At 40.1% G+C, this 14,810-nt stretch carries 15 protein-coding genes; 5 read left to right on the top strand and 10 right to left on the bottom strand.

Going from position 1 to position 14,810, the window contains the following annotated elements; genetic code table 11:
• Positions 1-94: 94 nt before the first annotated feature.
• Positions 95-2,218: a methylmalonyl-CoA mutase gene (scpA, locus tag MMU07_RS04170; RefSeq protein ID WP_241124581.1), complete on the bottom strand. Its 2,124-nt coding sequence runs from the start codon at positions 2,216-2,218 to the stop codon at positions 95-97.
• The gene (locus MMU07_RS04165; RefSeq protein WP_241124580.1) at positions 2,215-3,636 is read right to left on the bottom strand and encodes a methylmalonyl-CoA mutase family protein; all 1,422 of its coding nucleotides are present in this window, start codon (positions 3,634-3,636) and stop codon (positions 2,215-2,217) included. Before MMU07_RS04165 ends, scpA begins: the two co-directional genes overlap by 4 nt.
• A 493-nt stretch (positions 3,637-4,129) precedes the next feature.
• Here MMU07_RS04165 and dnaA point away from each other — a divergent pair, with 493 nt between their 5' ends.
• Positions 4,130-5,551 carry a chromosomal replication initiator protein DnaA gene (dnaA, locus tag MMU07_RS04160; RefSeq protein WP_241124579.1) on the top strand — a complete coding sequence of 474 codons (1,422 nt, stop codon included), beginning with the start codon at positions 4,130-4,132 and terminating at the stop codon, positions 5,549-5,551.
• 56 nt (positions 5,552-5,607) lie between these two features.
• On the opposite strand, the gene MMU07_RS04155 is transcribed toward dnaA, so the two are convergent.
• The 3 genes from MMU07_RS04155 to MMU07_RS04145 are packed head-to-tail and all read right to left on the bottom strand — an operon-like array spanning position 5,608 to position 7,837.
• Complete coding sequence (locus MMU07_RS04155) at positions 5,608-6,369, bottom strand: DUF3298 and DUF4163 domain-containing protein (RefSeq protein ID WP_241124578.1); 762 nt, start codon at positions 6,367-6,369, stop codon at positions 5,608-5,610.
• A gap of 14 nt (positions 6,370-6,383) precedes the next feature.
• The gene (gene meaB / locus MMU07_RS04150; RefSeq protein WP_241124577.1) at positions 6,384-7,388 is read right to left on the bottom strand and encodes a methylmalonyl Co-A mutase-associated GTPase MeaB; all 1,005 of its coding nucleotides are present in this window, start codon (positions 7,386-7,388) and stop codon (positions 6,384-6,386) included.
• Positions 7,389-7,432: 44 nt separating this feature from the next.
• A complete protein-coding gene (locus tag MMU07_RS04145; RefSeq protein WP_241124576.1) occupies positions 7,433-7,837 on the bottom strand; it encodes a hypothetical protein in 405 nt (134 codons plus the stop codon).
• A 50-nt stretch (positions 7,838-7,887) separates the two neighbouring features.
• On the opposite strand from MMU07_RS04145, the gene MMU07_RS04140 reads away from it, so the two are divergent.
• From MMU07_RS04140 to MMU07_RS04130, 3 genes are all read left to right on the top strand, one after another.
• Positions 7,888-8,436, top strand: coding sequence for a CopD family protein (locus MMU07_RS04140; RefSeq protein WP_241124575.1), 549 nt, complete (start codon positions 7,888-7,890; stop codon positions 8,434-8,436).
• 109 nt (positions 8,437-8,545) lie between these two features.
• Positions 8,546-9,208, top strand: coding sequence for an SCO family protein (locus MMU07_RS04135; protein WP_241124574.1), 663 nt, complete (start codon positions 8,546-8,548; stop codon positions 9,206-9,208).
• 3 nt (positions 9,209-9,211) lie between these two features.
• Complete coding sequence (locus MMU07_RS04130) at positions 9,212-9,652, top strand: c-type cytochrome (protein WP_241124573.1); 441 nt, start codon at positions 9,212-9,214, stop codon at positions 9,650-9,652.
• Here MMU07_RS04130 and MMU07_RS04125 read toward each other — a convergent pair whose 3' ends face one another.
• Complete coding sequence (locus MMU07_RS04125) at positions 9,653-10,078, bottom strand: hypothetical protein (RefSeq protein WP_241124572.1); 426 nt, start codon at positions 10,076-10,078, stop codon at positions 9,653-9,655.
• A 285-nt stretch (positions 10,079-10,363) separates the two neighbouring features.
• Between MMU07_RS04125 and MMU07_RS04120 the strand changes: the two genes are divergently transcribed.
• The gene (locus MMU07_RS04120; protein WP_241124571.1) at positions 10,364-11,188 is read left to right on the top strand and encodes an aminotransferase class IV; all 825 of its coding nucleotides are present in this window, start codon (positions 10,364-10,366) and stop codon (positions 11,186-11,188) included.
• Positions 11,189-11,261: 73 nt separating this feature from the next.
• Here the strand turns inward: MMU07_RS04120 and MMU07_RS04115 are convergent, their stop codons facing one another.
• The 4 genes from MMU07_RS04115 to MMU07_RS04100 form a co-directional block, all read right to left on the bottom strand.
• Positions 11,262-11,672, bottom strand: a complete 411-nt coding sequence (locus MMU07_RS04115; RefSeq protein ID WP_241124570.1) for a hypothetical protein — start codon at positions 11,670-11,672, stop codon at positions 11,262-11,264.
• 75 nt (positions 11,673-11,747) lie between these two features.
• Positions 11,748-12,971, bottom strand: a complete 1,224-nt coding sequence (locus MMU07_RS04110) for an ABC transporter permease (RefSeq protein ID WP_241124569.1) — start codon at positions 12,969-12,971, stop codon at positions 11,748-11,750.
• Positions 12,968-13,603: an ABC transporter ATP-binding protein gene (locus MMU07_RS04105; RefSeq protein WP_241124568.1), complete on the bottom strand. Its 636-nt coding sequence runs from the start codon at positions 13,601-13,603 to the stop codon at positions 12,968-12,970. Before MMU07_RS04105 ends, MMU07_RS04110 begins: the two co-directional genes overlap by 4 nt.
• Positions 13,603-14,781 (bottom strand): hybrid sensor histidine kinase/response regulator, encoded by a 1,179-nt coding sequence (locus tag MMU07_RS04100; protein ID WP_241124567.1) that lies wholly within the window; start codon positions 14,779-14,781, stop codon positions 13,603-13,605. Before MMU07_RS04100 ends, MMU07_RS04105 begins: the two co-directional genes overlap by 1 nt.
• Positions 14,782-14,810: the final 29 nt, after the last annotated feature.

Raw genomic sequence — 14,810 nt, 5'->3', positions numbered from 1 at the left:
TGCAAAATCTGCTTTCAAAAAAATATAGACTGATTATTATTCAGGTTATATTTATTTTGAGGATGAATTTATGACTCCCACTAGTGTAGGGTATTTACGCTTCCATAAGCTTCTTTAATATTTCAATTGCTGCCTTGGACAACACTGTCCCGGGTCCAAAAACTGCAGCAACTCCGGCGTTTTGCAGAAATTCATAATCATTTGGGGGTATGACCCCGCCTGCAATGACCATGATATCTCCCCTACCCAATCTTTTCAATTCATTAATTAATGCCGGGACCAAAGTCTTATGTCCAGCCGCCAAGGATGAAGCACCCACAATATGGACATCATTTTCTGCGGCCTGCATGGCGACTTCTTCAGGTGTCTGAAACAACGGCCCGATATCCACATCAAAACCCAAATCTGCAAATCCTGTAGCAATGATTTTGGCTCCTCTGTCATGTCCGTCCTGCCCCATTTTCGCCACCATGATTCTAGGCCTCCGTCCTTCCATTTCCGCAAATTTATCAGCCAATTCCTTTGCTTCTTTGAAGCTTGAATCATCCTTTGCTTCTGCCGAATAAACTCCAGAGATGGATTTTACCGTGGCTTTATGTCGGCCAAATTCCTTTTCCATAGCATCTGATATTTCTCCTAAAGTAGCTCTTTTTCTTGCTGCCTCCACAGCCATAGCCAGCAAGTTGCCTTCTCCGGTTTTGGCACATTGAGTGATAGCAGCTAACGTCATTTCGACCTCTTCACTATTCCGCTCTTTTTTCAATTTATTTAATCTTTCGATTTGAGAAAGTCTGACTGCATCGTTGTCAACTTCTCTGATTTCAAATTCCGCTTTGTCCTCATTTTGGTACCTGTTGACACCCACGATCACATCTTTGCCGCTGTCAATCCTAGCCTGCTTTCTTGCTGCAGCTTCTTCAATGCGCATTTTAGGTATTCCTGCTTCGATTGCCTTGGCCATTCCTCCAACTTGCTCCACTTCCATGATCAGGCCCCAAGCCTTTTCAACCAATTGGTCTGTCAGATACTCCACATAATGGGAGCCTGCCCATGGATCGACCACTTTGGTAATTCCGGTTTCTTCCTGAAGGTAAAGCTGTGTGTTCCTCGCTATCCTTGCCGAAAAATCCGTGGGCAATGCAATCGCTTCATCAAAAGAATTGGTGTGAAGGGATTGGGTATGTCCAAGTGCAGCTGCCAATGCCTCGACCGTTGTCCTTGTTACATTATTGAAAACATCCTGCGCAGTGAGCGACCAACCTGATGTCTGACAATGGGTCCTCAAGGCAAGTGATTTGGGATCTTTGGGATTAAATTGATTGACGATTTTTGACCAAAGCAATCGTGCAGCCCGCATTTTAGCAATTTCCATGAAATGGTTCATCCCAATAGCCCAGAAAAAAGATAACCTAGGAGCAAAGTCATCGATATCAAGACCGGTGGCGACTCCTGTTCTCAGGTATTCCCATCCATCTGCCAAGGTATAAGCCAACTCCAACTCCGCCGTAGCGCCTGCTTCCTGCATGTGGTAGCCTGAGATCGAGATGGAATTGAACTTCGGCATGTGCTTGGAAGTATATTCAAAAATATCGGCAATGATCCGCATCGATGGCAATGGAGGATAGATATAGGTATTCCTCACCATAAATTCTTTCAAAATATCATTTTGAATGGTACCGCTGAGTTGCTCGGGACTGACACCTTGCTCTTCCGCTGCGATGATATAAAATGCAAGAATGGGGATTACTGCCCCATTCATGGTCATTGACACGGACATTTCATCCAATGGAATCCCGTCAAAAAGTATCTTCATATCCAAAACAGAATCAATAGCTACTCCTGCTTTGCCGACATCACCAACAACTCTTGGATGGTCCGAATCATAACCTCTATGTGTAGCCAAATCAAATGCAACGGAAAGTCCTTTTTGCCCTCCGGCAAGGTTTCGGCGATAAAAGGCATTGGACTCCTCAGCTGTCGAAAACCCGGCGTATTGTCTGATGGTCCAAGGACGCATCACATACATGGTACTGTAAGGACCTCGTAAATAAGGAGGTAATCCCGCTACATATTCGGTATGGGTGAATTTCTTCATTTCTATTTCAGAAACCACACTTGGAACACTGATTTTCTCGGCAGTTTCCCAAACATGTGTAGAAGTAACCGGCCCCTTTCCTAAAACAGGATTAAGATTTAATTGGCTTAGGTCCGGTCTCATGGATTTGTCATTTGGAATTTTTCGACCAACATACTTTCAAAACAAGGCAATAAAGCCCATTCCTGCTCTTCAAAAACAAAAACAACTGAGGAGAAGACATCTTTGGGATTGATATATTTATTGATTCCAATTTTGGTTTTTTCCTTTTCGAGCACTTTCCTCATTTTATCATTTCGTCGGGCTTTGACTTCATTTTGAACAAATCCTGAATCATAACAAGTCCACCACCCTCCCTTTTCTTCTATCTGTTGTATGGCCTCTTTCACGTTTTGAAAAATCGAGTAAATTATACTTTCGATAAAATAAGATCCAGCCGTCGGGTCTACAACCTTATCTAAATAGCTTTCTTCTTTCAAAATATTTGATACGTTTCTAGCCATTCTTTTTGATGACGAACCAGGATTTCCGGATACAACATCATGGGGAAGCACATAAAGTGCATTTGCACCTCCAAGAATCCCTGCCATTGCCTCTGTAGTATTTCTCAACATATTGGTATCTGCGTCTTTCATTGTCTTAGACCAAAAACTTGTCTCCACAAAAAGAAAAATATCCTCGGCCGGAATATCTACCTGATAAAGTTGTATCAATCTGTGCATCAATATTCTGGCCGCTTTCAATTTGGCCGTTTCAAGGAAATAATCTGAACCTACTGCAAGCTTAAACATTGACTTCTGAATGATCTCAAAGGGATAAAACCCTTCTCCAACCATGGCATCAATCAAATCCACCCAAGACGCCAAGCCAAAAGCTAATTCCTGTACAGGGCTTGCTCCTGAATTGTGATAAATCGCAGCATCAATACAAAAAATCTTAAATCCTTCCATATCATCTCCCAATTGAAGGAGCGTTTTGGCCGTTTCTACAAGAGTCTTTTTTTGGGTCTTATTGGTCAGGGCGGATCCAAAGCCATCCCATAAAATCCCCCCTTTGATGGATTCTTTTTGCCAATGATTCCGGCTTATCCATTCAATGAACTGCTTAAAAACTTTAGCAGGATCCTCTTTTGGTGACAAAAAAATCTGAACATATTGGGGTAAGACTCCCTGAAGCAATACATCAAAGTTTTCGTTACCGGAAAGCTCCAGCATCAGGGCATCTGCACCATTAAGAAGGGAGTCAAGGATTTCTTGATTTGTCAGGATTTCGTTGGCCCCATCAAATGAGGAAACATTGGCCCAAATCCTAGGTGGCAAACCTGGAATTTGAGGTTCCACATTGACCCTATTCCGGTAAAAAAAAAGGTCTTCTAAATTGTCATTATCTTCTTTCGTGTAGACCGGATTGATTTTAATCCCATCCTCTGTAAAAGATGTCAAGGTTTTTTCAAAATCCTTTCCTTTGAGATCAAGGATGACCTGATTTATCCAATCCTCCTTGGAATGAACGGGAAAGTTTTCAAACAAATTAATTTTCATATTTGGGTTTATAAATTTATCCAAAAACTCCTACCCTCACTTCAAATTATATAAAACGAAGGAGTAGATGGGTACTTTTTCAGGTAAGTAAAAATAGGGTTTACAACTTTCAAAACCCATTTTTTGATTGGAATTCAAAGTAGAATTATCCAAACAAGTAGTGTCTTTATAGTTTCAAATCAAAATCTCATTACATTCATTTTCCTGAGCCTTTTCTTTCTTTATTCTATAAATATTGATTCCGGAAAAAATGAATCCAATTACCGCTAATTGCTCTTTAAAACACTAGATATTGACAAAGTGCCGGATAATTATAAGATTGTCCTTTTGGAATAAAAAAAAAATGAGTGTAAAAGGAAAAAAAGTTTGTCTATTTATTCAAAAGTCAAGGGCTTTTGGATTTTTTATTTAAATATATTTTCCGCAATTTTGAAGCCCTTCAAAAAAGAGGAGGGTTTTCTCAATACACTATCTATAGTTTATTAAAAAATAAATGAGTTCAGAGGCAAATGCAGTTTGGAATGAATGCCTGCGTGTGATAGAGCAACACGTCAATGAACAGAGTTTTTCGACCTGGTTTAAACCCATCAATCCTGTACGATTAGAAGGGGGAACTTTAACCATACAAGTTCCAAGTCAGTTTTTTTACGAGTGGTTAGAGGATAATTATGTCAATGTATTGAAACTCGCCATTAAATCAACTTTGGGTAATTCCGGAAGGTTAGAATATGCGGTGGTAGTCGACAGGGGCAATTCGCAGAATCAACCCTACATGGTTAATTTCCCTCAGGGAAACTCCAATACGCCGACAAAAAAAACTCCTTTACCTACAGAGAACCGAAGCCCTTTTGACATGCAGTCGCTCAATAGTGATACCTTGCTGCAGTCCAATCTAAATCCAAATTATACTTTCAACACCTACATTGAGGGTGACTGTAACAGATTGGCTAGATCAGCGGGTTTTGCTGTCGCAACCAAACCCGGCGTAACATCATTCAATCCCCTTATGGTTTATGGCGGTGTTGGTTTGGGAAAAACCCACTTGGTACAAGCAATCGGAAACGAAATCAAAAACGGTCCTGAAGAGAAATTTGTACTGTATGTTTCTTCAGAAAAGTTTGTGAATCAGTTCATGGATTCCATCAAAGACGGAAACGTAAAGAGCTTCACTAATTTTTACATGCAGGTAGATGTATTGATCATTGATGACATTCAATTTTTGGCAGGAAAAGACAGGACACAGGAAATGTTTTTTCATATCTTCAACCACCTTCATCAGAACAAAAAGCAAATCATCATGACTTCCGATTGTCCCCCAAAGGATTTGAAGGGCTTGGAAGAAAGGTTACTTTCCAGGTTCAAATGGGGATTGACAGCTGATCTGCAGATGCCGGATTTTGAGACGAGAGTGGCTATCATCAAGCGCAAAATGCAGTCAGAGGGAATCTATATTCCCGATGATGTGATCGAATATTTGGCTTACACCGTTGACACCAATGTCAGGGAACTTGAAGGTGTCATGATTTCACTTTTGGCACATGCCTCGTTGAATAGGGTGGAAATCGACCTTGCTTTGGCCAAGGCAATCATGAAAAATATTGTCAAGGACATTGAAACGGAAGTCGGGATAGACTTTATCCAAAAGACTGTTTCTGATTACTTCGATATCAAGATAGACGACCTCAAAGCAAAGACCAGGAAAAAAGAAATTGTGACTGCCCGTCAGGTGGCCATGTATTTTGCCAAGGAATTTACCAATCATTCTTTGAAGTCCATCGGATACCACTTTGGCGGTCGTGACCACAGTACGGTCATACATGCTGTGCAAACAGTAAATGACTTGATGGAAACTGATACTACTTTTAGAAACTCTGTGAATGAATTGAAGAAAAAGTTTAAAATGAGGTCATATTGATTTTTTTTAGGCTTTCAAAAATAAAATAGAAAATCATTCTAGTAACTTTTTCCCCTTTATGGAATTCTGACCAAACCTTTTATTTCTTCTTTTGTAAATCTCAGTTCTGTCGAACCCATCACATAGGGTCCTATTTCGTAGGGATTATAATACATGACAAATTCCTCTCCCTCAAAACCCATGGCTGTAGGGAGGAAAAAATCTTCCCCATTTTCAAGAAAAAACCTATTATCCTCGGCCAAGGTGACATTGTCAGCAACGGAATGCAGATCCCTGAATTTGGACTCTGCCAATTCGAGTAAGGCATTTTTATCCAAAACAAGATCTTCATTCTTGAGAGGTGAATTTTTGATCAGATCAAAATTCAGGTACAGTCGGTAAGAATTTGGGTGAGCACCTCCTGTAAAGGAGAAAGTGTCGAAAACAATACTAATCAAGGATTCTACCTGAAATGTAACCTTGGAATCAATTGAAATCTCCCATTCCTGCTGAGAATCAAATTCGTTTTTGAAATTCACATAAGATCTTAGAAATGTAGAAATCGCCGAATCTAAAGTAATTATTGATTGGTTTTCTCCAATATTCAAAAACATCACCGACTGTTGCTCCACATGGGCATTAAGGAAATTGGCTGATTCGGATGATCCAGTAAAGAACGGATAGGATAAACTGACTTTGGCGCAATCTTGCCCTGCACAGTCCACTTTTTCAAATGTTTTTTGCTGAAAATCTAAAACACCCGATTCCGTTGTCTCGGATTGGCAAGAATGCAACAGTATAGCTGTAAAAATTAAAATGGCTGGTCTTAAATTTTTCATTTGTGCGATAGTTTTTATTTATCCCCCTTACTTTTTTCTGTAAACAAATCTACCAATTCCCTTGCTTTGGCGATTGCCGAAAGCCTACCTGACCTAATATCAGGCAGTATTTGATCCAAATGGTTTTTGATTTTTTCATTTTGGTAAAGACGCTTTTCCAAAAGATACCTAACATGTTCATGTAACCAATTGATTCTCTGTTCGGACCGGTTATGGTCCCAATAACCGTTTGCAAGCATTCTTTCCCTATAGCCCATGATCATCTCAAGGATTTCATCCAATCCGGTTTTTTCTACCGCCGAACAGGTTTTGACCTGAGGGATCCAACCATTCTGCTTTTCAGGAAAAAGATGAAGGGCATTGGCATATTCCCTTTGGGCATTTTTCGCAGCATCCTGATTGACTCCATCAGCCTTATTGATAACCATTGCATCGCATATTTCAATGATGCCTTTTTTGATTCCCTGTAGTTCGTCACCTGCACCTGCCAACATCAGCAACAGGAAAAAATCAACCATTCCTTTGACTGCGATTTCTGATTGTCCCACTCCCACTGTTTCTATCAATATCACGTCAAAGCCGGCTGCTTCACAAAGTAACATTCCTTCCCTAGTCCGTGCACTCACCCCCCCTAGATTACTTCCTGCGGGAGAAGGGCGGATGTAAGCCCTTTTATCAGAGGCTAGATTTTCCATCCTTGTCTTGTCTCCCAAGATGCTACCATGAGATTGCTGACTGCTGGGATCTACAGCCAAGACCGCCACTTTATGAGCCTTATCTACCAGAGCCTTACCGAAACTTTCTATAAAAGTACTCTTGCCTACACCAGGCACTCCGGTAATTCCTATTCTGATCGAATTTCCCGAATATGGCAAGATTCCTTCCATGACCTTTTCGGCAATCAATTGGTCCGAATAAAGGGTACTTTCCACCAAGGTTATCGCCCGGCTGAGAATCACCCTGTCAGAATGGAGAACTCCTTGGATGTATTCGGATACTGAAAGTCTGTTTTTGGCCAAAACTGATGTGTTGTTTAGAAATAAATCACTTAAAGTTAAAGGAATTATTTGAAAGGATATTTGACAAACCTGACCTGCCCCATTGCGGCCTTTTCATACATGGCTAGGCAATATTCAGAATAGACAGGATCAAAATACGGGGATTCAGGAAATACTTCCTTTGGCGTTTTTTCCCTCAGACTGAAGAAATAGACCTTGGTACTTCCATATTTGGAATGTGGCATGTAGTTGCCATATTTTTCCATTTCTTCCCACAAAGAATCCGGAGAATGTATTGCATAAATCCTGATTATTGGCCCGGTATTGTTTTCATTTCTGAAAAATGCCACTTCTGTATATTCCCCTTTCAACTCTCCCAAGCCGGGTTGTGAAAGACTATCTACGACAATCCAAATTACCAAAGCTCCTACCACAATGATTAATCCATAAAAAAACTTTCGCGAGCCCATATTTAGAGGTTTTTAGATTTTAAGCTTTAATTTAGAAGAAAAATTTCAAGATGGCATTCGAATACATCAAGGCATTGCATATCATTTTTGTAACTACGTGGTTTGCAGGGCTATTTTATATTGTCAGACTTTTTATCTACCAGACAGAAGCTTTAGAAAAACCTGAAGAAGAAAAGAAAATCCTCGCTCCCCAATTGAACCTGATGGCAAACAGGCTTTGGTATATCATAACTTGGCCTTCTGCAATCCTAACTCTGATTTTTGGTACTTGGGTCTTTTATTACCGTTGGGGTTATATCTATTCGGGATTTATGCAGGCCAAACTAGGATTTGTTTTGGTCCTTTACATTTACCACTACATCTGCCACAGAATTTACAAAGATTTACAGGATGGCAAAACAAAATGGACCTCCACGCAATTAAGAATGTGGAATGAGGTCGCGACAATTTTACTATTTGCGATAGTTTTCCTTATTGTGCTCAAAAGCCTTATCAGCGTGGTTTGGGGGATCGGCGGTCTTTTGATATTGAGCATCACGATGATGCTTGGAATCAGATGGTATAAAAAAGTCAGGGAAAAGAATCAATCCGAAAATTAAAAAACTGGTCCATAGTCCACCGTCGACAGTCCATAGCCACAGCCATGGATTTTCAATCAAAGTTTTAAATGGTTGGTGAAAAAATAGAGTAAATTCAAAAACCAAAATTATGAAGACATCATTTCTAAATAAATTATTGATTACCGCTCTAGCGTTATTGGTTTGGAATTGTTCCCAAAAAAATAGTCAGGAGAATTCTTACCTTTCACTTCCAATCCTAGGCAATAGGCATGTCGAGGAAATTGAAAGAGATGGGAAAAAGGTACAGGATACCGTGTACCACAAAATTGCGGATTTCTCCTTTACCAACCAGGAAGGAAAGGAAGTCAACAATCTATCAGTGAAAGGAAAAGTGTATGTTGCTGACTTTTTCTTTACGAGTTGCCCTACTATTTGTCCCGTCATGAAAACCCAAATGCTCCGGGTTTATGAAAGATTCAAGGACCAACCTGATTTTCTTATCCTAAGCCACACTTTGGATCCAACTCATGATACACCTGAATTATTAAAAGATTTTGCTCACAAAATCGGGGTGGAGAACGATCAAACATGGCACTTTCTAACAGGAGATCAGGAAAAAATCTTTGAAATCGGCCAAACCAGCTATATGACCACCGCAATGTCAGACCAGTCCGAACCCGGAGGATATCTCCATTCCGGCGCGTTTTTACTTGTGGATCAGGATGGACACATCAGAGGAGTCTATGACGGCACCAAGGAAGATCAGGTCGATCGCCTGATGAATGATATTCCAAAATTGCTTCAGAAGTAAACCATGAATAAATTAATCTTTGCTTTTGCCATTGTTATCATTGGATTAAACTCCTGCAAACCAAAATCCTCCAATCCTGAAAATACACTTGCGAGCATTTCGGATACCAAAGTACTCCAATATGCCATAGAGGGTAAAGCACTATACGAAGCAAACTGCGCCAACTGTCATCAAAAAAACGGAACCGGATTGGGCAAACTTATCCCGCCTATTTTCCAATCTGACTATTTTTTAGAAGATGTCCCAAGAACTGCTAAAATCATCAAGCATGGCCAAAAAGGCGAAATCATCGTAAATGGCGTGGCTTACAACCAAGAAATGCCCGCCAATTCCAAACTGACCAATATTGAAATCGCACACATCATGACTTACCTATACAATATATGGGGAAATGAAATGGGGGTGATAGATGCCACAATGGTGGAAGATTACTTAAAAAACTGATCAGTTTTTCCCCAATTCCTTATTGGCAGCAATAATTGAGGACTTGATCTGATCATTGACTACCTGCACTTTGATTTTTTGGTCAAGAAGATATATTTCAACTTCCTCAGGAGTCATTTCTTCATAGGTTGATTTAAATTGGCGCATCCAGACAAACATCCCTTCAAAAGCAGCATTAAGATCTGTAGCAATTGCATTAAGGGTTTCTATCTGTTGGGAGTTTGCAATACTGTCTATTGCTAGGTCTTGGGATTTTTGTATAATTTCTTTTTGGAGTTTTTTCAATTCATCCATTTTGGGCATTACCTCATCATGAATGGCGATGACTTCCTCCTTTAGGTTATCATTTGATTCATTTTTATCAGGTGCACAGGCAGATAAAAAGAAAAAGATCGCAAATAAAAATCTTACATAGTTTGGGCTCATGAATCTGGGTTTTGACCAAAGAAAAAACAATTTAACTAAAAAAAGAAATTAATCTTAATTTATTTCATTTTTTTATAATTTTTCATATTTATAATATGATTATTAAACTTTATGCCATATTATTAAACCCTGTCTTCAACTTAAACCAATTAACCTAAATAAGCTGTACGAATATGAAAAAAGTGAAATATCTATCATGTTTATATCCGGCAGGAATTTGTATTTTTGACCAAAACCCCTAATACCCGCAACCAACGGAAATACTTTGTCTACATTCCTGATTATATGAAACAGTTTTGCTTCTCCAACGACCGGATCATTGATTCTAAAAACGCATTAATTCATCCTATGGATATTGGATTGATTAGGGGTTATGGAATTTTTGATTTTTTTAGAACTTCTGCGTACACGCCTCTTTTTTTGTCAGATTACCTTGACAGATTTATCAGATCAGCAGAAAAAACCCATCTCCAGCTTTCTTTTTCCAAAGAGGAACTAGCACAGGTCATCCATGACTTGATACAAAAAAATGACTTGGAACAAGGAGGAATAAGGATGCTTCTCACAGGGGGAGTTTCACACAATCATTTTTCCCCAACAACCGGTTCTTTTTTCATTTTTTGTGAGGACCTGGATTTTCCTGCAGCCTCAAAATATGATATTGGTGTCAAACTTTTATCTGCGGACCATGTACGTGCGATTGCAGATGTAAAGACCACCAATTATGCATTCCCCGTTTGGCACAGCGCAGATTGGAAAAAAGCAGGTGCAGAAGATTTGATCTACCACCACAATGGATATATTTCCGAGAGCTCGCGTTCTAATATTTTTGTGATAAAAAATGGCAAAATCGCTACGCCTGATCAAAATATCCTTCATGGCATCACCAGAAAAAGGGTATTGGAACTTGACCAAAATATCGAAATCAGGCCTATAAGTTTCAGCGAAATACTAGATGCTGACGAGGTATTTATGACGGCTACTACCAAAAAAATCCTGCCTGTCACCATGATTGATGATGTAAAAATCAAAGATGGCAAGCCGGGTACAAAGACAGTTGAACTCATGGCTGCATTTGCTACTATGGAAAAAAAGAGTGTTTTGGTCTAAATCCCTAGCAAAAACCTCAAAAAAAATGTCAGTGGAAACCACTGACATTTTTTTTACTTGCTATCTAACACTCTCAGTTTGCAAGAAGCTCTGCCTCTTTGAGGATGTACATGAGTTTTTCAGGGTCTTTGTCATTCAGGGTAAGTTTTCCCCTTACCCTCACTCTTTTAGAAGTGTATTTGATCGGTGTTTTTAGCATTACTTCCATGACTGTCTCAGGTCCTCCCGAACCACAAAAGAAGCACTCGGCCAACGGCAATGAAGACAAGATGATATGTTCGGGCTTAAACATGCCTTCAAAAGGAATGATGTATCCGTCAGCTTCCACCACTTTTCCTTCCATGCCTTTGATACTTGGGCCAAACACTGGAATATAAAGTTCCCCAAACTCATCCTGACCTATCTTGTAGGTCACTTGGGCCAAATCCTTCCAAACAGTTGTGCTTTGTCCATAAGCAAAGTTTGTAACAATGGCTAATATCATTAAGACTACGGTTCTCTTCACTATCATGGTAATTCCCATTTTGATTAATTATTGATGATAATCTGACAAGCAAATCTATGCTTTGGTCAGTTGTTTGGCAATATCTGTTTGATAAGCGTTCCACGCAGGGATAAGAGAGGCAAGAATCCCCACAATAACTGCATACCCGAGGATCCAAAGTTCTTCTTTCAGAAAAACTGCGGCACTCAAAGTACTGATGGCACCCTGATCATTTTGCATAACGAGAATGACCAAGAAAAGGTGCCCAATAGCGATGCCGACAACTGCTCCCAAGATGGTCAAAATCACCCCTTCCAAAACAATATGGAGAAAAAGCTGCCAACTCGAAGCCCCCAAAGTACGCATCACCGCAAGATCATATTTTCTTTCTTTCAATGAATTAAATAAAGCAATGAAAATCCCCAAACCTGCAATGATGATGATGACGATGGCCAATCCCTGAATCAGCTTGACCCCAATTCCCAATAATTCGAACAATCTTGATATTTCAAAGGATGGTGAGGCTGCCTGAAGGGCGCTTTTGCTATTGATAAATCTCGGTAACTGTACCGCTGCTATGGGATTTCGGTATTGGATCAGGAGAGCAGTAACTTCCCTGTCTTGGTCAGTGACCGGAAAACCTTTTTTGGCAACGGGGGCTTCATGCGTGGCGTGGTCATGTTCCTCGTCATGGGTATACCATACAGACTCGATACTAGTGAGGATCAATTTGTCAAGGACATTTCCCATCGGGGCCAAAATTCCTGTAATCACATAAGGATGCGCATCATGCTCGTGGCTGCTGCTCCCGATTCCGTGTGAACCTATGAATGTATCTCCTGTTTTTAATCCGATTTTTTCAGCTACTTCATGGCCCAAAACTACTTCAAAAGGCTTTTCCCAAGCAATCCCCTGAGAAAATGTAGCCGAATACAAAGCTAGATAATCATGGTTGGTACCCACAATTCTATATCCCTGGTAATTGTCTCCCAGGCCAAGCGGTATGATATTCTTTACCAGTCTGTTTTTGGAAAGTGCCATGGCATCTTTCAAATCAATATTTCCAGTAGGAAAATCGATATGGTACACACTCGAAAGAATCAACTGCAGCGGACTTCCTTTGGCTCCGACGACAAGATCGATCCCCTCAGCATCTTTGGTCATTTTGTTTTCAAATTGATCTTGAATCAAAATCAAAACTGTGATTATAGCCAATCCCAAAGCCAATAGCAGGATATTCAAACCTGTACTGAGCGGCTTGGCGATCAGGTATTTCCAACTCAACTTGATCATATTCATAATTGGCCTCCTATGATTATTTGGTTGGAAATATGATCCTTGACACGCTGGTCATGGGTGACGATGATCAATGCTGCTCCGTATTTCCTTGCCTGCTCTTGCAGTAATCTGACAACTGAGGCCGCATTTTCATCATCCAGACTTGCTGTTGGTTCGTCAGCTAGAATAAGTTTCGGTTTGTTGACCAATGCCCGTGCAATGGATACACGTTGGGCTTCTCCTTCACTCAATGTGTTGATTTTGGCTTTTCTTTTATCCCAGATCCCAAGTTCTTTAAGCAGGGGTTCTATCAAATGGGTGTTTTCCTCAACAAAAAAATTAGCAAGCTGAAGATTTTCCTCCACCGTCAAGGGTACAAGAATATGGGGTTTTTGAAAAATTATTCCAATATTTTTCCCCCTGAATTTGTCAAACTGGGAACCCTTTAACGCGTAAATATCTGTTTGGCCGATTTCTACTTTTCCCGACCTCGGTTTGAGTAATCCCGCTATTATATTGAGAATGGTCGTCTTTCCGCTACCGGATTTTCCCAGAATCAACATTTGTTCTCCTGTATCAAGGTTGATATCAGGTATCTTAAACTTTTGTTTAGAATCGTAATAAAACTCGATATTATTCGCTCTTAGAATCATTATTCCTGTATGGGTATGCTGATTTGGAATGTGGTTCCTTTGCCCTGTGCGCTTTCAAAGGTGATGTCACCATTTAGTACTTCTATACTTTTTTTGACGATGGATAATCCCAAGCCTGAACCCTCGATGATCCCGACATTTTTAGCTCTGAAAAACCGGTCATAAAGTTGGTCATGCTCCTTTTCAGGTATACCGATACCTTTGTCTTTGACAATTGCTTTGAGGTTCCCTTTTTCTAACCAAACTGTAAAATCAACTTCCTGTCCATCTTTGGAGTATTTCACGGCGTTGGAGAGTAGGTTTTCAAAGATCTGATATAATAAGTCAGAATCTGAGAAGATTGTTTTTGGAAGGTTTTCTAGCTTCACATTTATTTTGACATCATGCTCTGACCCTGCTTTGACGACATCCAATATTTCATTAAAAAGCGCAGCTACAAACATCTTCTTAGGTCTGAAGTCAATCTTGTTTGCATCTGCCTTTCCGAAGAAAAGAACAGAAGTCAACAAGCTATTTAAACTCCTTACGGAATTCTCAATTTTATTGGCGTGCTTGACGATCTTCGCTTTGAATGGATGTTCTTTTTCAGCGTACTGCTGCAGTAGCTGAGCAGAACTAAGAATAGAGGTCAATGGAGTTTTGAAACCATGGGACACATTCAGCACTATCCTTGATTTCAATTCACCGATTTCCCTTTCCTTTTCCAAGGCTCTTGTAAGTTCTTTGTTGGCTTCGGCAAGGTCCTTGGTACGTTGTCTGACTTTTTCCTCCAGTTCATTATTGAGTTTTTGGAGTTCTTTTTCTTTCCTGTCCTTAAAAATCGCCAATTCGATCACCATGTTCAGCTCACGGATATTGAAAGGTTTGATCACATAAGCACTCGGATTTGTCCCGACTACCTTGGTGAGCGTCTCGGCATCCGAACTTGCACTGAGATAGACAACAGGAATATCATATTTTTCATTGATGATTTCAGTGGTCTTTATCCCGTCCAACTCTCCTGCCAGATTGATGTCCATCATGACGATGTCAGCCTGATTGTGCTCGAGGATTTCAAGGGCCTTTTCACCCGAGTCCGAAATGCCTATGATTTCGTGGTTATTTTTTTCAAGTGCCTTTTTTAACAAAAGCGCTGAAACGTGGTCATCCTCTGTAATTAATATCCGAAGTGGAAACATGTTTGCTTTTTAATGTGGGTGCAAATTAC

Origin of the sequence: Cognataquiflexum nitidum (genome assembly GCF_022538055.1) — a bacterium.
Taxonomy (GTDB): Bacteria; Bacteroidota; Bacteroidia; order Cytophagales; family Cyclobacteriaceae; genus Cognataquiflexum; species Cognataquiflexum nitidum.
Note: the sequence above shows the minus strand (reverse complement) of the source record. Positions and strands in the feature narration are given on the sequence as shown.